Annotated in this window: 22 protein-coding genes and 1 tRNA gene; 14 read left to right on the plus strand and 9 right to left on the minus strand. The window is 64.3% G+C overall.

Annotation, left to right across the window (positions count from 1 at the left end; genetic code table 11):
• Positions 1 to 263 precede the first annotated feature (263 nt).
• The 7 genes from AAFG07_RS00190 (at position 264) to AAFG07_RS00220 (ending at position 7577) form a co-directional block, all read left to right on the plus strand.
• Complete coding sequence (locus AAFG07_RS00190; RefSeq protein WP_342725487.1) at positions 264 to 2798, plus strand: EAL domain-containing protein; 2535 nt, start codon at positions 264 to 266, stop codon at positions 2796 to 2798.
• Between the two features lie 222 nt (positions 2799 to 3020).
• The gene (locus AAFG07_RS00195) at positions 3021 to 3305 is read left to right on the plus strand and encodes a PepSY domain-containing protein (RefSeq protein WP_342725488.1); all 285 of its coding nucleotides are present in this window, start codon (positions 3021 to 3023) and stop codon (positions 3303 to 3305) included.
• 10 nt (positions 3306 to 3315) lie between these two features.
• The gene (locus AAFG07_RS00200; protein WP_342725489.1) at positions 3316 to 3873 is read left to right on the plus strand and encodes a cytochrome b/b6 domain-containing protein; all 558 of its coding nucleotides are present in this window, start codon (positions 3316 to 3318) and stop codon (positions 3871 to 3873) included.
• A 241-nt stretch (positions 3874 to 4114) separates the two neighbouring features.
• Positions 4115 to 5737 carry a hypothetical protein gene (locus tag AAFG07_RS00205; RefSeq protein ID WP_342725490.1) on the plus strand — a complete coding sequence of 541 codons (1623 nt, stop codon included), beginning with the start codon at positions 4115 to 4117 and terminating at the stop codon, positions 5735 to 5737.
• Between the two features lie 68 nt (positions 5738 to 5805).
• The gene (locus AAFG07_RS00210) at positions 5806 to 6276 is read left to right on the plus strand and encodes an FMN-binding protein (protein ID WP_298370986.1); all 471 of its coding nucleotides are present in this window, start codon (positions 5806 to 5808) and stop codon (positions 6274 to 6276) included.
• The gene (locus tag AAFG07_RS00215) at positions 6257 to 7168 is read left to right on the plus strand and encodes an FAD:protein FMN transferase (RefSeq protein WP_342725491.1); all 912 of its coding nucleotides are present in this window, start codon (positions 6257 to 6259) and stop codon (positions 7166 to 7168) included. The genes AAFG07_RS00210 and AAFG07_RS00215 overlap by 20 nt, the downstream gene beginning before the upstream one ends.
• Complete coding sequence (locus AAFG07_RS00220; protein WP_143046786.1) at positions 7158 to 7577, plus strand: hypothetical protein; 420 nt, start codon at positions 7158 to 7160, stop codon at positions 7575 to 7577. Before AAFG07_RS00215 ends, AAFG07_RS00220 begins: the two co-directional genes overlap by 11 nt.
• A gap of 6 nt (positions 7578 to 7583) precedes the next feature.
• Here the strand turns inward: AAFG07_RS00220 and AAFG07_RS00225 are convergent, their stop codons facing one another.
• Positions 7584 to 8258, minus strand: coding sequence for an LON peptidase substrate-binding domain-containing protein (locus AAFG07_RS00225; RefSeq protein ID WP_229166118.1), 675 nt, complete (start codon positions 8256 to 8258; stop codon positions 7584 to 7586).
• Between the two features lie 30 nt (positions 8259 to 8288).
• A complete protein-coding gene (gene trxA, locus AAFG07_RS00230; RefSeq protein WP_171947937.1) occupies positions 8289 to 9209 on the minus strand; it encodes a thioredoxin in 921 nt (306 codons plus the stop codon).
• 239 nt (positions 9210 to 9448) lie between these two features.
• Between trxA and AAFG07_RS00235 the strand changes: the two genes are divergently transcribed.
• The 5 genes from AAFG07_RS00235 (at position 9449) to AAFG07_RS00255 (ending at position 12997) form a co-directional block, all read left to right on the plus strand.
• A complete protein-coding gene (locus AAFG07_RS00235; RefSeq protein WP_092121151.1) occupies positions 9449 to 9904 on the plus strand; it encodes an SRPBCC family protein in 456 nt (151 codons plus the stop codon).
• A 160-nt stretch (positions 9905 to 10064) separates the two neighbouring features.
• Positions 10065 to 10139: transfer RNA gene (locus tag AAFG07_RS00240), tRNA-Gly, on the plus strand.
• Between the two features lie 279 nt (positions 10140 to 10418).
• Positions 10419 to 10664 (plus strand): hypothetical protein, encoded by a 246-nt coding sequence (locus tag AAFG07_RS00245; RefSeq protein WP_342725492.1) that lies wholly within the window; start codon positions 10419 to 10421, stop codon positions 10662 to 10664.
• A 281-nt stretch (positions 10665 to 10945) separates the two neighbouring features.
• Complete coding sequence (locus tag AAFG07_RS00250) at positions 10946 to 12223, plus strand: PQQ-dependent sugar dehydrogenase (protein WP_342725493.1); 1278 nt, start codon at positions 10946 to 10948, stop codon at positions 12221 to 12223.
• Between the two features lie 237 nt (positions 12224 to 12460).
• Positions 12461 to 12997: a c-type cytochrome gene (locus AAFG07_RS00255; protein ID WP_342729410.1), complete on the plus strand. Its 537-nt coding sequence runs from the start codon at positions 12461 to 12463 to the stop codon at positions 12995 to 12997.
• 256 nt (positions 12998 to 13253) lie between these two features.
• Here the strand turns inward: AAFG07_RS00255 and panE are convergent, their stop codons facing one another.
• From panE to AAFG07_RS00275, 4 genes are all read right to left on the minus strand, one after another.
• The gene (gene panE, locus AAFG07_RS00260; RefSeq protein ID WP_342725494.1) at positions 13254 to 14174 is read right to left on the minus strand and encodes a 2-dehydropantoate 2-reductase; all 921 of its coding nucleotides are present in this window, start codon (positions 14172 to 14174) and stop codon (positions 13254 to 13256) included.
• Between the two features lie 117 nt (positions 14175 to 14291).
• The gene (locus AAFG07_RS00265) at positions 14292 to 14897 is read right to left on the minus strand and encodes a 2-hydroxychromene-2-carboxylate isomerase (protein WP_342725495.1); all 606 of its coding nucleotides are present in this window, start codon (positions 14895 to 14897) and stop codon (positions 14292 to 14294) included.
• A gap of 121 nt (positions 14898 to 15018) precedes the next feature.
• Positions 15019 to 16374 carry an MATE family efflux transporter gene (locus AAFG07_RS00270; RefSeq protein ID WP_342725496.1) on the minus strand — a complete coding sequence of 452 codons (1356 nt, stop codon included), beginning with the start codon at positions 16372 to 16374 and terminating at the stop codon, positions 15019 to 15021.
• Positions 16375 to 16610: 236 nt separating this feature from the next.
• On the minus strand, positions 16611 to 17198 hold the full coding sequence (locus AAFG07_RS00275) for a DUF2239 family protein (RefSeq protein ID WP_342725497.1): 588 nt from the start codon (positions 17196 to 17198) through the stop codon (positions 16611 to 16613).
• A gap of 131 nt (positions 17199 to 17329) precedes the next feature.
• On the opposite strand from AAFG07_RS00275, the gene AAFG07_RS00280 reads away from it, so the two are divergent.
• Positions 17330 to 17995: a glutathione S-transferase gene (locus AAFG07_RS00280; RefSeq protein WP_342725498.1), complete on the plus strand. Its 666-nt coding sequence runs from the start codon at positions 17330 to 17332 to the stop codon at positions 17993 to 17995.
• Between the two features lie 8 nt (positions 17996 to 18003).
• Here the strand turns inward: AAFG07_RS00280 and AAFG07_RS00285 are convergent, their stop codons facing one another.
• Entirely contained in the window at positions 18004 to 18429 is a 426-nt protein-coding gene (locus tag AAFG07_RS00285) for a DUF1330 domain-containing protein (RefSeq protein WP_342725499.1), read from the minus strand.
• A 107-nt stretch (positions 18430 to 18536) separates the two neighbouring features.
• Between AAFG07_RS00285 and AAFG07_RS00290 the strand changes: the two genes are divergently transcribed.
• Positions 18537 to 18872 carry a GIY-YIG nuclease family protein gene (locus AAFG07_RS00290; protein ID WP_342725500.1) on the plus strand — a complete coding sequence of 112 codons (336 nt, stop codon included), beginning with the start codon at positions 18537 to 18539 and terminating at the stop codon, positions 18870 to 18872.
• Between the two features lies 1 nt (position 18873).
• Here AAFG07_RS00290 and AAFG07_RS00295 read toward each other — a convergent pair whose 3' ends face one another.
• Together AAFG07_RS00295 and AAFG07_RS00300 are read right to left on the minus strand one after the other, a co-directional pair.
• On the minus strand, positions 18874 to 19770 hold the full coding sequence (locus AAFG07_RS00295) for an NAD(P)-dependent oxidoreductase (RefSeq protein WP_342725501.1): 897 nt from the start codon (positions 19768 to 19770) through the stop codon (positions 18874 to 18876).
• Between the two features lie 185 nt (positions 19771 to 19955).
• Positions 19956 to 21254 carry an MFS transporter gene (locus AAFG07_RS00300; protein WP_092121178.1) on the minus strand — a complete coding sequence of 433 codons (1299 nt, stop codon included), beginning with the start codon at positions 21252 to 21254 and terminating at the stop codon, positions 19956 to 19958.
• Positions 21255 to 21526: the final 272 nt, after the last annotated feature.

Consider the following 21526-nt stretch of genomic DNA (forward strand, 5'->3'; position numbering starts at 1 on the left):
GAGCATCGTCTTCGCGCGCGGAATGACTGGCTGAGAACGAACAGCGCGAGGCGTCGCGGGTCGCAACCGGCGGAACTGTCCTTGTTCCGCTCGAGGGCTGAAGACGTGCGACCGCGGGACGTGTGCAATATTTATGGAGCCATCAATTTCCGTGCGGAATCGGCTTACGCGCGGATAACCATGCCACTGAAAGTTGTAGAAAATTATCGAGAAGACAAGTCAATCGGCCTAGCTTGTCGGCGCGGACAACCATGGGCCGACGCATGTTTCGTGTTCTTACGTGTCTTTCAGGTGAGCATGACTGGCGGCTCGTTCTGCTCGCCGGCCTGGTCTGCTTCGCTGCCAGCATTGTCGCCGTCAACATCTTCCATCGCGCGATCGCTTCGCAAGCGAGGACGCGGCTGATCTGGATCGCGATCGCGGGAGCTGCGATCGGCTACGGCATCTGGGCAACGCATTTCATCGCCATGCTGGCCTACGAGCCGGGCGTGCCGACCGGCTACGGTATCGTCCTGACCGGTCTGTCGCTCGTCGCAGCGATGATGCTGACATCCGGCGGCCTCGGCCTTGCCGCCAGCGACTCCAGCAGCTGGCGTGCGCCGGTCGGCGGCGCGGTGATCGGCGTAGGCATCGCCAGCATGCATTATCTCGGAATGTGGGCGCTGGAAGTGCCGGGCCACGTGGTGTGGTCGATGGATCTCGTGGCGGCCTCCATCGTGCTCGGCATGCTGTTCGGTTATGCCGCGCTGTCGGTCGCGGTCCGCTATCAGGATCGCTGGATGTCGCTCGTCGCGGCGCTGTTGCTGACGCTTGCGATCGTGTCGCATCATTTCACCGCGATGGGTGCGGTCGAGATCGTTCCGGACCCGTTGCTGGCTCCGGAAGCCCTGTCGCTCTCTCCCGCCTTTCTCGCCATCGTGATCGCGGGCGTGGCGCTCTCGGTGCTCGGGATGAGCCTGGTCGGCGTGCTTGCCGACCGGCGCCTTGCGCTTCGCACCCGCCGCTTCGAGGAGATCATCAGCCAGCTCTCGCTGGCGCGCCAGCAGGTCGAGGCGTCGCAGAAGGAGCTGGAAGAACAGAGGCTCCGGCTGGATACGGCGATCAACCACATGGGTGAGGGGCTCTGCATGTTCGATGCGGAGAAGCGTCTCGTCGTGTGCAACGAGCGCTACGCCAAGATGTACCGGCTGCCGCCCGAATTGCTGCTGCCCGGCACCGCCCATCGCGAGATCATCACGCATCGGATCGCCAACGGCATTCTCAGGGGCGAGACCAGCGACGTCGCCGCGACGCAAGTGCTCGCGACATTGAATGCGCTGCCGGCCGACGAGACCAGCAGCCGCGTCGACGAGCTTGCCGACGGCCGCCTGATCTGCGTGACGCGGCAGCCGATGCCCGGCGGCGGCTGGGTGGCGACGCATCGCGACGTTACCGAGCAGCGGCGCTCCGAGGCCAAGATCACCCATATGGCGCAACACGACGCGCTGACCGATCTGCCGAACCGCGTGCTGCTCAAGGAATGGATGGAGCAGGCGCTCTCCGGCGCGCGGTGCGGCGGACCGAGCCTTGCGGTGCTGATGCTCGATCTCGACCGCTTCAAGGACGTCAACGACACCCTCGGGCATCCGGCAGGCGATGCGTTGCTGAAGTCGGTGGCCTCGCGGTTGCGCAGGTGCGTCAGCGATACCACGCTGGTCGCGCGGCTCGGCGGTGACGAGTTCGCTGTCATCGACTACGTCACCGATCCGGTCGCGGAAGCCGGTGTGCTCGCCGAGAGGATCAGGAAGGCGCTCAGCGAGCCGATCGATCTCGGCGATCATCGGGTGACCACCACGACCAGCATCGGGATTGCGATCGCGCCGCGCGACGGCACCGATTCCGACGAGGTCCTGCGCAGCGCCGATCTTGCGCTCTACTCGGCCAAGAGCGGCGGGCGCGGCTCGTTCCGCTTCTTCGAGCCGGAGCTCGACCGGCTGCTGCAGACCCGGCGCAGCCTCGAGCGCGACATGCGCAGCGCGCTCGCCAACGGCGAGTTCGAGCTGCACTATCAGCCGTTCATCAACGTCGCGAGCGGGGAGACGTGCGGCTTCGAGGCGCTGCTGCGGTGGCATCATCCGCAACGCGGCATGGTGTCCCCGGCGCAGTTCATTCCGCTGGCGGAAGAGACCGGGCTGATCGTGCCGCTCGGCGAATGGGTGCTGCGCACCGCGTGTGCGGAAGCCGCCAAATGGCCCGATGACCTCAAGATCGCGATCAACCTGTCGCCGGTGCAGTTCAGGAGCCCGGAACTGGTCCCGGTGATCGTGCACGCGCTGGCGAGCTCGGGCGTTTCGCCCGACAGGCTCGAGCTCGAGGTCACCGAAACGGCGATCATCCAGGACAGCGAGGCGGTGTTCGCGGCGCTCAGCCAGCTGCATGATCTCGGGGTGCGGATCGCGCTCGACGATTTCGGCACCGGCTATTCGTCGCTGAGCTTCCTGCAGAAGTTTCCGTTCGACAAGGTCAAGATCGACCGCAGCTTCGTGTCCGAACTCGCGGGCGCAACCGACGAGTCGCGCCGGATAGCGCGCGCGATCGTCCGCTTCGCGGTCAGCCTCGGCAAGACGACGACGGCCGAGGGCGTCGAAACGCGGGAGCAGCTCGACATCCTGCGCGCCGACGCCTGCGTGGAAGTGCAGGGCTTCCACTTCAGCCCCGCCGTCCAGAGCGAGAAGGTCGCACAGATGATTAGTGGGCGGATGCCCGTAGCGACCGAACGCCCCGCGGTTCGTCTGGCAATGGCGGGTGCCGCGTCCTGACCGAAAGGCCGCGCCAGCAGATTCAAATACCCATGAGGCGTAAGGCCGCAGCAAGCAGTCAAAACCAAATTGCGCGTGGAGCGCAAAGCGGTTTTCGCGGCCGTTAGAATTTCTCTAAAGCGTGCCGTGTCCGCGCTTCCTTGACTTGGCAATCACCTCGGCATTCTTCACGCATGTGCCTTGCGCGATGGCGTTGTGGGCATGATCGTCAACGGAGGGGAGATGCGCGTGAGAGTGATTATGAGCGCTGCGCTTGCAGCGTGCGTTCTGGGGCTTTTGGGTTCGACGGCGTTCGCCGACGGCTACAAGAATTGCACCAAGCTCGACAAGGCGTCGTGGAAGCCGGCAACCGATGCCGAAGCCAAGGCCAAGGCCGCCGGCTATGAGGTGCGCCGATCGAAGGTCGAGGGCTCCTGCTACGAAGTGTACGGCGTCAAGGAAGGCAAGCTCTACGAGCTGTTCTACAGCCCGGAGGATCTCAGCCTGAAGCACACGATCGCGAAGTGAAGCAGACGCGATGACGAAGGCGGCGCCCGGCGCCCGCGGCGCCACCACCGTGCAGGTCTGGGACCTGCCGCTGCGGCTCTGGCACTGGGCGCTCGCCATCCTCGTCCTGGTCGCATGGGTGACGCCCAACATCTATGACCGGCTGCACCGGCTGGCGGGCTATTCCGTGATCGGGCTCTTGGCATTCCGGCTGATCTGGGGCTTTGCCGGCACGCGCTATGCGCGCTTCGGCAAGCTCGGCGTCCGATTGCGCGCCGCGCCACGCTACATCTGGAATCTCCGCCGCGGCATCACCGGCCGCTATATCGGGCTCAACCCCGCGGGCACCGTGATGCTGGTGGCACTGCTGCTCACGCTCGCGGTCTCCGCGATCACGGGTGCAATGGAGGTCACGGTGACCTTCTTCGGGGTCTGGTGGGTCGAGGACACTCACGCCTATGCCTCGGATGCGGTCATCATCCTGGTCGCCCTGCACGTGCTCGGCGTCATCGTGGTGGGATTGCTGCAGCGTCAGAACCTGGTGCGCGCGATGTTCACCGGGCGGAAGCTTTTCCGCAGTCCTCGGTAAGCAGCTTCGCGCCGTCAGACCGGGGCGCGTCTTTGGCTCGGAAGCCCACGCGCAAATCCGCCGTCGGTGCCGGAAAATCCCGACCTACCATTGAAGCTTATTCTTATTCTAATTCTAAACTTGAGCGATTCTAACTGCCGAGCTGCCACCAGCATGGCGGAAACTCTCCGAAATAATTCTCGGTAGTGTTAGGTGCGCCCTTATGTCGCGGGCTTTTCGTTTCCGCAGAGCAGGGGGGCGCATGTCATCGCATCGTTGCGTGGGGTTAGGTGCATCGAAATTCGAACTTGGTTTTGATTCCAGACGTGCGGCGCTGCTCGCGGCGACCGCGCTGTCGATCGTCAGCAGCGGCAGTGCATTCGGGGCCGAAGATACCGCGAACGAGGCGTTGCTGAAAAAGCTCGACAAGATGGAGCGGCGGATCCAGGCGCTCGAGGCCGAGTTGAAGCAGAAGGACAGCCGCACACCGGCGCCGCAGGCGGCCTCGATCCGGAGCGCCAATGCCGCGGCTTCGTCGGTCGAGCCGAAAGAGGCGACCGACACCAAGGACCCGAAGGACGCCAAGGGCAAGCCCGCGGCTCAATCAGCGCAGACGTCGGCCAAGCCGATGTTGCAGCTGCCCCCGCTTCCGGCGGTGGGTGACAAGCCCATTCTCGGGCTGGCGGACTCGCCCGTGGCCGGTCTCAGCATCGGCGCCTATGGCGAGATGAAGTTCGGGTCGATCCAAAATCCTGCCGCCAACGGCCAGTGGCAGAAGGGCTTCGACGCTGCACGATTCGTCTTGTTGCCGACCTATGCGATCACGCCAAACATCATCTTCAATGCCGAGATCGAGTTCGAGCACGCGGGCTCCGGCTTCGACAACGACGACAAGCTGCACGGCACCGCCGAGATCGAGCAGCTCTGGATCGATTTCAAGATCCTCGATCAGTTCAACTGGCGCGCGCCCGGCATTGATCTCGTGCCGATCGGCTACATTAACCAGCACCACGAGCCGACGCTGTTCTACAGCGTGAACCGGCCCGAGCTGTACAACGGCCTTATTCCGTCGACCTGGAAGGTGCCGGGGACCAGCGTCTACGGCACCATCAGCGAAGATCTGAAGTATCAGGTGATGGTCAGCACCAGCAACGAAGATTTCGGCGACTCGTTCGATAACCGCACCGAGGCCAAAACCGTGCCGCTTCCCGGAACGCCCTACGCCGCTGGCATCGATGGTCTGAGCGCGCTTGCCTTCTCCAGGCCCCCGCTCGGCGACTTCCAGCAGCTCAACAATGCCGTGGCCGTCTCCGGACGGCTCGACGTCACGCCGACCTTCCTGCCCGGCTTCGCCGGAAGCGTCAGCGCCTATTTCTCGCCGAATACCACGCCGCGCGGGGCGCACGACGATCTTGGCAACTTCCTTGGCCGCTCGAACCTGACGATGTTCGACGCCGAGTTCCGCTATCGCGTCCCTGATACCGGCCTCGAGTTCCGCGGCGAATATGTCCACGCAGAATTCGGCCATCCGGAGAATTTGCGCGCGAACAACGACTCCGATCCCACCAACAATGTGGGCAAGACCATGTACGGCTATTCCGGCGAGATCGCCTATCACGTGCCGCTTGGCACCTACCTCAACAGCGAGTGGGAGGCGGTGCCGTTCTATCGCTACACCTACCAGAACCTGCAGACCGGAGGCTTTGCCGGTACGGATGACAACCTGCCGACCGGCGCCGGTCAGCGACAGTACCATACCGCCGGCTTCGCGCTGTTCCCGTCGCCGAAGGTCGTGCTGAAGGCGACCTATCAGCACGTCATCGACAAGAGCATCACCGGCGCGATGTCGGATTCGTTCCTCGGCGGTGTCGGATTCTTCTTCTGAGATCGGCGCGGCCGCTGCGGAGCGGGCGCGCCGCGGCATGACCACAAACGATGGGAGCGAAGTGAGAGATGACGTGGGTTCGATATACACTGCCTGCAGCGGCGATCGTGTCGGCTGCTTCGCCGGCCTATGCCGTTCAGTATCTGTCGATCGAGGAGGCGCAGAAGCAGGCGTTTCCGTCGGCGACGAATTTCACCGAAGTCCAGGCAGGCCGGGTCTGGAAGGCCGAAGCCGGAGGCAAGGTCGCGGGCTTCCTCGTCTTCGACCGGGTGATCGGCAAGCACCTGTTCATCGACTATGCGGTGGCGCTGACGCCAGGCGGCGCAGTGCATAAGGTTGAGATCCTGCAATATCGGGAGTCCTATGGCGGCGAGATCCGGAGTCCGAGCTGGCTGGCGCAATTCGTCGGCAAGACCGGCGGCAGCGCGTTGAAGATCAACGGCGACATCCGGAATATCTCCGGCGCGACGCTGTCGTCGACGCATGTCACGGAGGGCGTGAAGAGGATCTTGGCCGCCTATGCCAATCGCCTCCGATAGTATTCGCCGCGCCCGGCCGCTGCTCGGCACCTTCGTCGAGATCGAGGTCGCGGCTGCCGCCGGGCCCCAAACGAATGCCGCCATTGACGCCGCATTCGATGCGGTCGCGCGGGTTCATCGGCTGATGAGCTTTCACGAGCACGACAGCGACGTCAGCCGCATCAACCGGGAAGCCGGCGTCCGGCCGACGCGCGTTCATGCCTGGACGTTCGAGGTCCTGGAGGCGGCGCTCGAGATGCATCGCCGCTCCAAGGGTGCCTTCGATGTCACCGTTGCGCCGGTGTTGCAAGCCATGGGCCTGCTGCCCGGACCGGGCGGCGATCGCGTCATCGAGCCGGAACAGAGCCTCGACAATGCGATCGAGCTGCTGCCCGAACGAGCGGTGCGCCTTCGATCACCGGGCATCACGATCGATCTCGGAGGCATCGCCAAGGGCTTTGCCGTCGACCGCGCCGTCGAGGTGTTGCGCAGCTTCGATATTCCGGGCGGGGTGGTGAATGCCGGCGGCGATCTTCGGGTGTTCGGACAGGAGCCGCACACGGTCCATCTGCGCGACCCCCGCGACCCGCTCCGCCTGCTCGCTGGTGTCGAGCTGACGGATCAGGCGTTGGCATCGACCGCACTTCGTTTTGATTTGGTCGACGGAGCGCCTCCGGGGACTTCGGCAATCATCGATCCCGCCACGGGCAATCCGGCCAACGTCGCGATCGGCGCCACGGTCTGCGCGCCCTCATGCATGATCGCCGATGCGCTGACGAAGGCTGTCATGATCTCGGGGACCGATGCCGGCGACCTGCTTGAGCATTACACGGCAAGTGCCTTGCTGATCTCGACCGACGGCGACGTTCAGATCACGTCCGACTGGCGTCAGGCGGTGCATCTTGCGGCTTAAACGTTCATTTCGCTATTCGATGTACGCGACGTTCGGAGCGCTGTTGCTAACCGGCGCCGGCTGGCTGGTGGCGGATTGGCAAAAGAACGTTGCCGGCGACGAGATCTGGCAGCAGGCCGCCGCCAACTTATTGATGGTTCATGGCGGGGTCGCCATGCTGGCGCTGTTGACGCTGGGCGCCCTCATCCCCGTGCATCTGCTGCGCGCGTGGCGGAGCCGCAAGAATCGCATTTCGGGATCGATCATGGCGGCGTTCAATGCGGTCCTGATCGTGACCGCCTTCGGGCTCTATTATCTTGGGTCCGAGGAGGTGCGGCCCTGGATGAGTTGGATCCACCTCACAGCGGGATTTGCCCTCTCTTTGATGTTTCCGCTTCACATCTGGCTGGGCCGACGAGAGTTGCGGTGAAGCCCCTCATTGCACCGGCGGGTCGCCGGAGGTGCGCTTCTTGGCGAGGTCCATTTCGGTGACCGCGATCAGGATCTCGGCGCGGGTCTTCAGGTCGGGCGCTTCCAGCATCGCCTGCTTCTCGGCCGGACCATAGGGCGACATCATCGCCAGTGCATTGACCAGCGCCTCGTTCGGCGCGGATTCGATGCCTTCCCAGTCGACCTTCAGATTGTTGGCTTCCAGGAAATCCGCAAGCACCTCGAGCAGCGCCTTGCGATCGACGGCGTCCTCGCCCTTGCGCGCGGTGAAGTCGCCGGCGAAGGAGAAGAAGTCGACCTTGCACTGCCGGTACGGCGTCTGCACGGTCAGCTCCTCGACCACCTTGAAGCGGGCGACGCCGGTCAGTTCGAGAATGTAGCGGCCGTCGCCGGATTCGGCGAGCTGGGTGATGCGGCCGACGCAGCCGATGCGGAACAGCGCCGGCTTGGCCTCCTTCTGCGAATGCGCCACGTCGGGCTGGATCATGCCGATCAGGCGGTGACCGTCGCGCAGCGCGTCGTCGATCATCGCGAGATAACGCGGCTCGAAGATGTTGAGCGGCATCTGGCCGCGCGGCAGCAGCAGCGCGCCCGGCAGCGGGAACACCGGGATCACCTCGGGGAGCTCGCCGGGCCCGCGATATTCGGCATTGATCGGCATCTGCGGTCCCGGTGCTGTGACGGGCGTACGTTACGAGAATAGAATCGTCGACAACCGCCTGCGCCCCTCGACGGTTGCCTCATCGGTGCCGCCCCACGCCTCGAAGAACTGCACCAGCTGCTTGCGCGCGCCGTCGTCGTTCCACTTGCGGTCACGCTTGACGATGGCGAGCAGCTGCTCGGTCGCCTCCGTGCGCTTGTTCATGGCATTGAGCGCGGTCGCGAGATCGAACCGGGCCTGATGATCGAGCGGGTTTGCGGCGACTTTCTGTTCCAGCTCGGCGATCGGGCCGACCGACTGCGCCTGCTCGGCGAGATCGATCGCCGCCTGCACCGCCTTCACCGCGGCGTCATTGCGCTTGGATTCCGGCACCATCGCAAGCGTCTGCTTGGCCTGCTCGACCGCACCCGACGTGACGTAGCACTTGGCGAGGCCGGCTAGCGCCGCGATGTTGGTGGCGTCGTGCGCCAGCACCTCGGCATAGATCTGCGCCGCACCCTCGACATCGCCCTCGGCAAGCACGGCGTCGGCCTCGGCCAGGATCTCCGCAAGATTGGGCTCGCCGGCGGCGGGCACACCCTTGGTGATCTTCTCGATGAAGGCGTTGATCTGGCTCTCCGGCACCGCGCCCATGAAGCCATCGGCGGGCTGGCCGTTGACGAAGGCGATCACGGCCGGGATCGACTGGATGCCCATCTGGCCGGGAATCTGCGGATGCTCGTCGATGTTCATCTTGACCAGCTTGACCCGGCCCTTGGCGTTGCGGACCGCCTTTTCCAGCATCGGGGTGAGCTGGCGGCACGGACCGCACCACGGCGCCCAGAAGTCGATCATGACCGGCTGGCGGCGCGATTCCTCGATGACGTCCTTGACGAAGGTCTGGGTCGTCGTCTCCTTGATCAGATCGGGCGCTGCCTCGGGCGTGGGGCCGCCCTGCTCCATTATCGTCACGTTGTCCTCGCCTTGGTCTTCTGAGGTCGGAAAAATACGGGGGCGTTCTAGCACGCTCCGGACGGCGTGTTCAGCCGTTCTGTCAGCCTAGAGCATGATCCCGGAACATGCTCCGTAGATGGCGGTCGGCCGGCAAAATTCAATCGCTTGGCCCCCGGTCTGTTCCATCGGAGATCGGGTGGGTTTGAGGTCCGGAACGGCCCACGATGGCGCTCCTTCATGACAACAGGGGATCGCCCATGGCAAAGGCCTATTACAGCACCGTGTTCGAGCAGCCGGCCGGTGAGGTCTGGAAAATCATCCGCGATTTCAACAATTACCCGGTCTGGGTCCACGGGGCGGGGACGAGCGAGATCGAGGACGGCAAGTCCGGCGACACCGTCGGCGCCGTGCGCAACGTGCTGTACCGGGAGCGGCGGATCCGGCAGCGGCTGCTCGCGCAGTCCGACGTCGAGCGCTTTCAGACCTACGAATTTGCCGGTCCGCCGACCCTGCCGATGACGGACTTCAGCGCGACCCTGCGGGTGACCCCGGTGGTCGACGGCGACCGGGCCTTTATCGAATGGTGGGCGGTGTTCGATTGCGACGCGGACCGCCGCGTCGAACTGGCGCAGACGTTGACCGGCTGGTTCGAGACCTGGCTCGAATCGCTCCGGGATGAGATGGCCCTGAGGCTGGTTCCGGCCGAAACATAAAAAGAAATCGTCGCGATGACCGGTTTCGGCCGATTCGGGGTCAATTTTTAAGGAAACCGTGCGATTTCGTGAAGCTCGGACTGCGCTCTTGTGTTGCATTCACAGACAGCATTTGGCATAGGTCTGCCGTTGCCGGCGAGCGATCGCCGCCATTTCGGATGCGGGTGTAGCTCAGTGGTAGAGCACGACCTTGCCAAGGTCGGGGTCGAGGGTTCGAGCCCCTTCGCCCGCTCCAAAATATCTCGCTGACCGAGCTGACAGTCTGATGAAGGCCCGCCCATTGGTGCGGGCTTTTTGCTGTTTGGACGGTTTTGCAGTTCAGGCAGTGCCGTGATCTCGCGGTCAAGATGCCGCGGCCCGCGATGGCCGCTACTGCCCGCTGCCGCGCGTGAGTGCGGCGGCGGATGTCAGACCTGCGAGGCGGTCTGTCCCGCCACCGCGGTGAAGCTGGTGTCCGGCTCCGACATCGACAGCGCCAGAACCGAAGCGGGCGAGACCTACAAGGCGTTCGCAAATGCATTCCGATTCCAGCGCGAGATCGTGCCGCACTGCGCGTGCGTGCAGTGCCGGTGCGTCCACCGAACTGTCGCCGATTGCGATCGCGGACAACATGACGCTGCGGACCGGCGACATCATCGCCACCGATGACGGCTTCAAGATCGCGGCGATCTTCGGCGGGCAGAAGCGCAGCGTGTTGTTCAGTCCGCTGTCGAAGGCCAAGGCGCCGGCGCTCGGGCTTTCGCGCCTCTCGTCGCGATAGACGCGATCGCGAGCGTTAGCTACGTTTGAATATTACGCTGCGGTGCAGAATGCCTTCTTATCTGGCAGGCTCGCGCAGGAAAATTTGATCCCAAATTTCGTCTCAAATTTCGTCTCAACTTGTTTTGACGCAGCGCACACCCGAGCACGCGCTTTTCAGCGTCGATGGATGTGCTACCATTTTGCCGTCTGACCTACCTCACAGACCGCCACCATCATCTCTCAGGGCGTTCAAAATCAATAACAGGCAAGCTGCAACGGCTTGCGTAGGGGAGTGACGCGATGAAATCGGCTTTCAATCGATCCATACTTGCGTTCGCGGCGATTGCGCTGCTGGCGGGGACAACCTTCGCCAATGCGCAGCAACAAACCGACAAGAACCGGGCGCTGAAGAAATACGAATCCGGCACCAAGGAATTCTGGACCCATCCGCCGGATGACTGGTTCCTCGGCGACGAGACCGAAGCGCAGAAGGGCCTTGCCCCGCCGTCCGGTCCGCCGACCGGCGCTTCCGACACCGAACTCGCCGCGATGATGAAGAAGATCAAGTTGCCGCCGGGCTTCAAGATCGAGGTCTATGCCTCGAACGTGCTCGCGGCGCGGCAGATGGCCTGGGGCGACAAGGGCACGCTGTTCGTCGGCTCGTTCGGCCTCGGCAACGTCTATGCGATCAAGGACAACAACGGCAAGAAGGAGGTCAAGACCATCCTGAAGGGCCTCAACATGCCGACCGGCCTCACCTTCCGCGACGGCGCGCTCTATGTCATCGCGGTCGACAAGCTGATCAAGTACGACAACGCCGAAGCCAATCTCGACAATCTCGGCAGCGGCAAGGTGGTGTATGACGACATGCCGTCCTACGCGGCGCATGGCTGGAAATACATCGCCGTCGACAAGGATGGTTGGTTCTACATTCCGTTCGGACCTCCCTTCAACATCGGCATCCCGCCGACCTCGGTGTCGCAGATCCGCCGCGTCGATCCCAAGACCGGCAACGCGGAGATCTATGCGCTCGGCGTGCGCAACTCGGTCGGCGGCGACGTCGATCCGCGCACCGGCAAGTACTGGTTCACCGAAAACGCCCGCGACTGGATCAGCGACGATCTGCCGAGCGACAAGCTCAACATGATCTCGAAGATCGGCGAGCATTTCGGCTATCCCTATTGCCACCAGGGCAATTTGCCGGACACCAAGTTCGCGATGGGTCACAAGTGCTCGGAGTTCACCCCGCCGGTGTACAATCTCGGCGCCCACGTGGCTCCGCTCGGCATGAAGTTCTATACCGGCAGCCAATTTCCGGCCGAGTACAAGAACAGCATCCTGATCGCCGAGCACGGCTCCTGGAACCGGCACAAGTACCAGGGCGGCCGTATCGTGAAGATCACCGCGAGCCCCGACGGCAAGAATGCCAAGCAGGAGATCTTCGCCTCCGGCTGGATCGAGGGTGACCAGGGCTATCTCGGCCGTCCCGCGGACATCCTGCTCGACAAGGATGGCTCCATCCTCGTCGCCGACGACTGGGCCGGTGCGATCTATCGCATCAGCTACAGCAAGAAGTAACGGTTGAAGGCAGCGGGGCTGCGGTGGCCGATGAGGCGGCTGCAGCCCCGTTCGTTTGGTTCAGCAAGCCAACAACGGAACAGACCAGTCATGCCCGGACTTGATCCGGGCATCCATCTCAACAAAAACCCTTTAGCAAATGCGATGGATTGCCGGGGCAAGCCCGGCAATGACACGTGGAGAGAACTGGCAATGCGTATCGCGTCCCTCGGAATCCTGTTCGCGTCGGCAATCGCGATGACCTCCTTTGCGGAGGCAGCCGATGTCGCCGCCGGCAAGGCGAAGGCCGAAATCTGCGCCGGCTGTCATGGCGACAACGGCATCTCGCAGACCGAGAACATTCCCTCGCTCGCCGGCCAGCTCGACCAGTTCGTTCAGTGGCAGCTGGTGTTCTTCCGCGCCGGCGCGCGCAAGAACGAGCAGATGCAGCCGATCGTCGAGCAGCTCACCAACGACGATATCCGCAATCTCGGCGCCTATTTCGCCTCGCTGACGCCGTTCAAGGGCGGCAAGGACGACAATCCGGAATTGTCCGAGAAGGGCAAGCAGGCCGCGGCCGGCCGCCGCTGCGCCTCATGCCACACCGATACATATGTCGGCACCAAGGCGGTGGCCCGCATCGCCGGCCAGCGCGAGGAATATCTCGTCAAGGCGCTGCACGACTACAAGTCCGGCGTACGCTCCGGCGGGGCGCAGGCGGCGATGGCCGACGTGGCGTATCCCCTGAGCGACGAGGAGATCACGGCGCTTGCGCATTATCTAGCGCATTTGTAGCCGCAACAACGGTGTCGTCCCTGCGAAAGCAGGGACCCATAACCACCGGCTTCAATTGTCTTGAAGAGATATCAACTCCGACCGCCTCAAATCGAGAGGCCGCAGCGTACGGGTCCCTGCTCCTGTGCGCAATTGCGCACTAGGCAGGGACGACGGAGATAGCGCGTAGCCCGGATGCAGCGAAGCGCAGTCCGGGGCCGCTCGAACCATCACGCGAGAATCCCGGATTTCGCTCCGCTCCATCCGGGCTACAGGTTTAACCAACCCGCTGCTTCTCGTACGCCTTGAGATGCGTGTAGGCCGTGCGCAGCTTCGGCACCGGGATCTTGGCGGCGTCGGCGCGCACGATCAGGTCGCCGATCACGTGGTCGGCCTCGACCGGCAGCCCCGCCTTGATGTCGCGGAACATCGATGCGGTCATCGGCGAGCCCTCGGTGGTCAGGAGCCCGCGGGTGCGCTGAAAGAACGGCCCACCCGGCGCATGGCTGGCGTCGGCCGCGATCGCGCTGCATTCGTCGAGGATGCCGAGCAGGAAATCCTTGCCGCCGGGTGCGGCCAGGATGTTGCCGACCGAGGTCCGCATCAGGCTGGTGGAGGCGGCGAGCGACGCGAGGAACACCCACTTCTCCCACATGTCCTGCATCACGTGCTCGCTGGCGGCCGCACCGTTGATGGCGGAGAAGGTCTCCGCGATCGCGCGCGCCCGGTCCGACAGGCCGCCGGCGCGTTCGCCGAAGCCGAGCGACTGCATCGGCTGCAGCTGCACCACCTCACGCTTCTCGTTCAGCGTCGCCGCGATCGCGCAAAGGCCGCCGAGCACGTGCTGGGCGCCGAATTTCTTGTCGAGCGCATCGAGATGCAGCATGCCGTTGAGCAGCGGGATGATCGCGGTCTTGTCGCCGACAGCGGGCGCAAAGGACTTGATCGCGTCCTCGAGATCGAACGCCTTGCAGCTCAACAGCACGACGTCGAATTTGTCCGAGAGCTTGTCGGCCTGCACGGTCGGCGGGTTGTTCAAGGTGACGTCGCCATTCGGGCTCTTGATCACGAGCCCGGCGGAGGCGAGCTCGGAGGCGCGGCGGGGCCGGACGAGAAAAGTAACGTCGCGGCCGGCCTGGAGCATCCGGCCGCCGAAATATCCGCCGATCGCACCGGCGCCGACCACGAGAACGCGCATGGGAATTTGTCCTTCTTTGTTGTTGCCCGGGAAGCGAGCGAAGAGCGAATGAGGAATGGCGGATAGATAGGGATGCTGGTCGACTATTCGCTACCCGCTATTGGCCATTCGCTCATCTCACTTTCCCGACACCAGTTCCTCGACCTCGCGCAGCTGCTCCTTGCCGAAGAAGATCTCGTTGCCGACGAAGAAGGTCGGCGAGCCGAACGCGCCGCGCTCCACGGCGGCCTGGGTGTTCGCGATCAGCTTGGCCTTCACGTCGGCGTCCTGCGCGCGGGCGAACAGTTTGGCGGCGTCGAGGCCGGAGGCGGCGATGGCTTTGCTGGCCACTTCCGGATCGTCCATCTTCTTCGGCTCGACCCACATGTGGTGGAAAGCCGCCTCGATGTACTTTTCGAACACGCCCTCGAGCTGGGCGGCGACCGCCGCGCGCATCAGGTTCAGCGTATTGACCGGGAAGAACGGGTTCCAGGTGTAGGGTTTGACGCCAAAGCGCTTGAGGAAGCGCTCGGTCTCGATCTTCATGAACTCGGGCTTGTTCTTGACTCCCGCCAGCGTCTCGGCCGGCGACTTGTTGTTGGTGGCCTTGAAGATGCCGCCGAGCAGGATCGGGACATATTCGAACGTGACGCCGGTGCGTTTCTCGATCGCCGGGATCGCCTCGTGGCTGAGGAAGGCATTGGGGCTGCCGAAATCGAACAGGAATTGCGGATTCTGGCTCACGGCGGTCTCTCCCTCGGCCTGTCTGGTTTGGGCTTGTTTGGCTTTTCTCTAGCATGGACCTGCTGCCGCAGGCGCCATCAGGAGAATATGATACTCATCATGTGAGCCGCGGCGCGCGATGTCAAATCAGCCGCTTGATGGTCTGCTTGCGCCATACTAGGGCGTAATAGGCCATCTGCAGCACGAACATGGTTGCGAAGGTGGCGGGATAGGCGATCCAGATGCCGCTGATGCCGATCGCCCGGCTGAGCAGGATCGCGACCGGCACCTCGACCAGCGCCATGGCCAGCATCGAGATGAACAGCGGCATCCACACCGTGCCGCCGGAGCGCATCGCGCCCGAGAACACCGTCGCCATGCCGAACAGCACCATGCTCCACAGCACGATGTACAGAAGCTGCTGCGCCAGCGCGAGCACCGCGCCATCGACGATGAAGAAGCCCATCAGCGGCCGCGCGAAGAGATAGCCGAGCACCACCAGTCCGCCGGTCAGCGCCAGATTCATCTCGATCCCGGTGCGGACGATGGCGCCGACCCGGTTGGAATCGCCGCGGCCGATCGCCTGGGCGCCGAAGATCGACACCGATATGGCGATCGAGATCGCCGGAAACTGCACATAGCCGATCACCTGGTTGACCGCGCCATAGGCGGCGGTGGCCTCCGAGCCGAACCCGTTGACGAGGCCGAGCAGCACCAGTTCGGCGAGCGAGACCACCACCATGCCGATCGCGGTCGGAATGCCGAGCCGCAGCACGATGCGCAGCAGCGCGCCGTTCGGCCGCATCGCGCGCAGGAACGCGGCGTCGAAAGCCAGCGGATGCTTGTGCCGCAGCATGTGGATATGCAGCCACAGCAGCGTCACCACGCCCGAGATTGCGGAAGCAATTGCGGCACTGGCGACGCCCAGCATCGGCAGGCCGAGCCAGCCGCGGATCAATGCGGGCGTCACCACAAGGCCGACGACGGTCGAGACCGTCAGCGCCAGCAGCGGCGTCACGGTGTCGCCGACGCCGCGCATCATCGCCGCGAGCAGCAGGAATGCGAAGGTCACCGGCATCGTGATCATCATGATCCGCGCATAGGACACCGCGGCGTCGAGGACGTCTGGTGGCGTGGCGAGCGCGATCAACAGCGGGCGGGCGAACAGGCCGCCTGATATCGCGATCGCGAGCGCCAGCAGCAACGTCACGGTCATGGTCGTGCCGGCGACCGCCTTGACGCGGTCGGGCTCACCGGCGCCCCAGGCCTGGCCGATCATGACCGAAGCGCCCGCGCTCAGGCCGATCACGAAGGAGATGAAGAAGAACATCACCGGAAAGAACACCGACGCAGCCGCGAGCGCGTCGACGCCGATCATCTGGCCGAGATAGATGCCATTGATGGTGCCGAACAGCGACTGCAGCACATTGCTCAGCAGCATCGGCGCCAGGAACGACAGGAAGGCTCTTCGCAGGGACGGAGGTTTGGACACGTTCAACTTCCAAAAATTGACTAAGCACCTTGCTGGTGCGTCTTAGGTCGGGCGGCACACTCCCTGCACCTCTCCCGCTTGCGGGGGAGGTCGGATCGCATCTTAAGATGCGGTCCGGGTGGGGGTTCTCTCCACGTAAAGAGTATTCCTAGCGGTGAGACCCCCACCCCGGCCCTCCCCCGCAAGCGGGAGAGGGAGCGAGCTCACTCGCGGCTGCTCGTCGATATTGGGTTCATCGAGGGTCAGTCCGCTTGATCGCTATAGGCGAGCCGGATCACGTGGTCGCGGATATCTGCGGGCCAGTCCGCGATCAACGTCGCAAAGCGTCGCCGGTCGTGCGCGAACAGGGCGCGGATTGCGTCCTCGTAGTTTGGCCGGTTGCCGGCCATCGTTGTCATGAAGCGATAGGCGGCATCCTGGGCGCTGCGCGTGCGGTCCTTGTCGCCGCTCGCGCGCCGCGCCTCGTCGATCAATTTGCGGATCGCAACCGATGCGCCGCCTTTCTGCTGCGCGAGCCAGTCCCAATGACGTGGCAACAGCGTGATCTCGCGCGCGACGACGCCGAGTTTCGGCCGTCCCGGACCGCGCGGCCCGGCCGGCGTTGCCGGCTCCTCGTCGAGCGGAGGCGCGAGCTTCGGCAGCCGCGCCAGCACATCGTCGACCGAGCCGCGGAAATCGATATCGACCAGCGCCGAGGTGCGGCCGTTGAACACCAGGACCGCGGCATCCTTGCGCTGGTCGAGCAGCTGCTTGGCGGCGCGGGCGACCTCAGGGAGGTCACCGGCCCCGATGCGTTGCGCGCCTTCGAAGGCGACATAGGCAGGATTCATGGTAGACCTCTCCGATTGCGCGACGTATTGCCCGGGTGATTTCCAGCAAGCACGGCGCGTGGATCTCGACTTTCCTGTTCCCGGCCGGCACCAAACGCCGCCCGATTGCGCCGATATTTCAGAGGACGCCCATGCTGACGGTTCATCATCTCAACAATTCCCGCTCGCAGCGCGTGCTGTGGCTGCTCGAGGAATTGGGCGTGCCCTACGAGATCGTGCGCTATCAGCGGCAGCCCGACATGCGGGCGCCGAAGGAGCTGCGCGCGATCCATCCGCTCGGCAAGTCGCCTGTCGTCACCGACAACGGCAACACGATCGCGGAATCCGGCGCGATCCTCGAATACATCATCGCGACCTACGGCAATGGCCGCCTGATCCCGCCGGCCGATACGCCGGAGCGGCTGCGCTACACCTATTGGCTGCACTATGCCGAAGGCTCGGCGATGACGCCGCTGCTCTTGAAGCTGCTGTTCACGCTGATGCCGAAGCGCGCGCCGGCGCTGCTGCGGCCGCTGGTGCGCAAGGTCTCGAACCAGGCGCTGTCCACGCTGGTCAATCCGCAGATCAAGCAGCACATGGCCTATTGGGAAGGCGAGCTCGGCAAGAGCGCGTGGTTCGCCGGCAACGAATTCTCCGGCGCCGACATCCAGATGAGCTTTCCGCTCGAGGCGGCCGCCGCGCGCGGCGGGCTCGAAGACGGGCACCCGAAATGCGTTGCCTTCCTCGAGCGCATCCACGCGCGCCCGGCCTATGCGCGGGCGCTCGAGAAGGGCGGGCCGTACGAGGTTGGCCGCTAGGATCTCGGTCATCTCGGCAGCTCGACCAGCGGCAGCAGCCGTGAATCGGCGAGCGCCGCCGTGCGGTGTCCGATGCCGGCGAGGTAGGCCTCCGCCACCGCGAAGGTGAGGAATGCGCCGCGGCTCTTCTGCCGGATCAGCATCGCGCGATCCCAGCGCTCGCCCTCGGGCCCGATCAGGAACGAGCCGCCTTCACCCATGAACAGGATGTCGCCGCCGCTCTTCCGCAGATGCGGCAGCGTGTGGCTGACATAGCGGTCGTAGGCCGCCGCACCCGTAATTGGCTGGGGCGGGGCCAGCTCCGGGCTTTGCGAATAGTCGGCGATGTCGCGGAAGCGCAGCAGATTGAGCATCACCAGCTCGCCGCTGATCTCACGCTGGGCAAAGTCGCGCCCGGCATTCCACGTCGGCTCCAGATGGCAGGCGGTGTTCATGTCAGCTCGTCCGATTCCCCGTTTCGATGGCGTAGTTTTATCCGGGCATAATTGTTTTGTCAATAATACCCGGATATAAATAGCATGCCGATACGACAGGAGCCGCCATGAAGACCGAAGACCGCAAGCTGGCCATTGCCGACTACAAGAAGCGCGCTGCCGTCGCCGGCGTGTTCGCGATCCGCTGCCGCGCGACCGGGGAGGTCTGGGTCGGGCAGGCGCTCGATCTGGAGAAAATCCAGAACCGCATCTGGTTCACGCTGGGGATGGGCAGCCACCGCAATGCCGAGCTGCAGCGCGCCTGGTCGGCGCATGGCGCAGACAATCTCTCGCTCGAAACGCTGGAGCGTATCGAGGACGAGGAGCTTGCCTATGTCCGCGATACGCTGCTCAAGGAGCGCGTGCAGCACTGGCGCGCGCAGCTCAACGCGGCGGCGGTCTAGTCTAGCGCGACGTCTGCGCGCCGCCGACGGACGGCAGGGCCTGCACGGTGACGCCCGGCGGCGGCACATCGTCGTCCGGCACGAAGAAATCCGACATCAACGGCACCGAGGGATCGACGCGATAGCGCTCGAAGTCGCGCACGCCGTTGGCATAGAGCACCTTGTCGTCGATGCAGAAATTGCCTGTGAACTCGCGCGATGGCCGCGTGACGATCGCGTAGGCCGCATCGCCCATGATCTCGGGCGTGCGGCTCGCGCGCATCATGGCGTCGCCGCCGAGCAGATTGCCGACAGCAGCGGTCGCGATCGTGGTGCGCGGCCACAATGCGTTGACCGCAATGCCTGAAGATTTTTGCTCGCCGGCCAGCCCGAGCACGCACATGCTCATGCCGAACTTCGCCATCGTGTAAGCGGTCGAATGCTCGAACCACTTCGTCTTCATGTCGAGCGGTGGCGACAGCATCAGGATATGCGGATTCTCCGCCTTCTTCAGATGCGGAATGCAGTATTTCGACACCATGAAGGTGCCGCGGGTGTTGATCCCCATCATGAGGTCGTAGCGCTTCATGTCGGTTGCCTGCGAGGGGGTCAGGCTGATGGCGCTGGCATTGTTGACGCAGACGTCGATGCCGCCGAATTCGGCGACGGTCTGCTCGATCGCCGCCATCACCTGGGCCTCATCCCTGATGTCGCAGAGCACCGGCAGCGCCTTGCCGCCGGCGGCGCGGACCTCGTCGGCGGCGGTGTAGATCGTGCCCTTCAGCTTCGGATGCGGCTCGGCGGTTTTCGCCGCGATCGCGACATTGGCGCCGTCACGCGCGGCGCGAAGCGCGATCGCCAGCCCGATGCCGCGGCTCGCACCCGAGATGAACAGCGTCTTGCCTTTGAGCGATGTCATCTGTCGGCTCCTCTTTAGTTAGGGACGCACACTGTTAGGGCTCCCTCCCCCTTGCGGGGGAGGGTAGGGGAGAGGGGTAAGCCACAAGCACCGACTTCGCGGCCACCCCTCTCCCTAGCCCTCCCCCGCAAGGGGGGAGGGAACGACGGAGCAAGCGTCGCCGCCATCGCGCACCTGTTACAGCGCTACCCACCCGCATGCAGCACGCGCCCGCGCGTTTCCGGCAGCGCGTAGGCGGCGATGAAGAACACGGCATAGGCCGCCACCGCGAAGATCGCGATCGCGTTGGCGAGCGTGGTCGTCGTCGAGAGCGCGCCGACCAGGAACGGAAACAGCGCGCCGACGCCGCGGCCGAAATTGTAGCAGAAGCCCTGTCCGGAGCCGCGCAGCCGGGTCGGATAGAGCTCGGTCAGGAATGCGCCCATGCCGGAGAAATAGCCTGAGGCAAAGAAGCCGAGCGGGAAGCCCAGCACCCACAGGACCTCGTTGGACAGCGGCAATTGGGTATAGAGCAGCACGATCGCGATGGCGCCGAGCGAGAAGATCAGGAACAGATTGCGCCGGCCGATCCGGTCGGCAAGCCAGGCGCCGACCAGATAGCCGATGAACGAGCCGATGATCAGCGTCGCGAGATAGCCGGTCGAGCCGACCACCGAGAGCTTGCGCTCGGTGGTGAGGAAGCGCGGCACCCAGAAGGTGATGGCGTAATAGCCGCCCTGCATGCCGGTGCCGACCAGCGAGGCCAGCAGCGTGGTCTTCAGGATCGGTCCCTGGAAGATCTCCCACAAGGCGGCGGGCCCGCTGCCGGATGCCTGCTGCTGCGCCATCGTCGCGGCGGAGATCTCCGGCTCGGTGACATAGCGGCGCAGATAGAACACCAGCAGCGCCGGCAGCGCGCCGATCACGAACATCCAGCGCCAGGCGTTCTCCGGAGGCAGGATCGAGAACAGGATCGCCTGCGCCAGCACCGCAAGGCCCCAGCCGATCGCCCAGCCCGACTGCACCGAGCCGACCGCGCGCCCGCGATATTGCGGCCGGATCGCTTCGCCGATCAGCACGGCGCCGGCCGCCCATTCGCCGCCGAAGCCGAGACCGAGCAGCGCGCGGGCGATCAGCAGCTGGTCGAAATTCTGCACCACGGCGCAGACCAGCGAGAAGAACGAGAACCAGATGATGGTGAGCTGCAGCGTCTTCACCCGCCCGATCCGGTCGGACAGATAGCCGCCGAGCCAGCCGCCGACGGCGGAGGCCAGCAGCGTCACGGTGCCGGCGAGGCCGGCAGTGCCGGCATCGACCTTCCATAGCGTGATGATGGTGCCGATCACCAGCGGATAGATCATGAAATCCATGCCGTCGAGCGTCCAGCCCGAGGCGCAGGCCCAGAACGTGCGCCGCTCCGGCAGGTTCATGTCGCGATAGAAGGCGAGGAGACTGGTGTCCTCGATCTCTGCGACTTCGATCGTTTTGGATTCGGCCGTGCTCATGCGCGTTCCCCGGAGAAATCATTCACCGGCTGTTTGCGATCCGCGGCCGGAGTTGCGCGGACCGCCAATCTATCGCGATGTTGCAGGCCGGGCAAAGCCGCGTTTGCCCCTCTAGGTCTTTAGTTCGAGCATGACCTTTTCGGAAAACCGCTTCGCACTCTTCCGGATATCATGCTCTAAGGCGCGATTATTCTTGGTTGAGTCAGCCGGACCGCAGACTCGCTTCGCCTCTCCCGCTTGCGGGGGAGGCCGACGAGCGACGCGGAGCGTGG

It is taken from the genome of Bradyrhizobium sp. B097 (genome assembly GCF_038957035.1).
Lineage (GTDB): Bacteria > Pseudomonadota > Alphaproteobacteria > Rhizobiales > Xanthobacteraceae > Bradyrhizobium.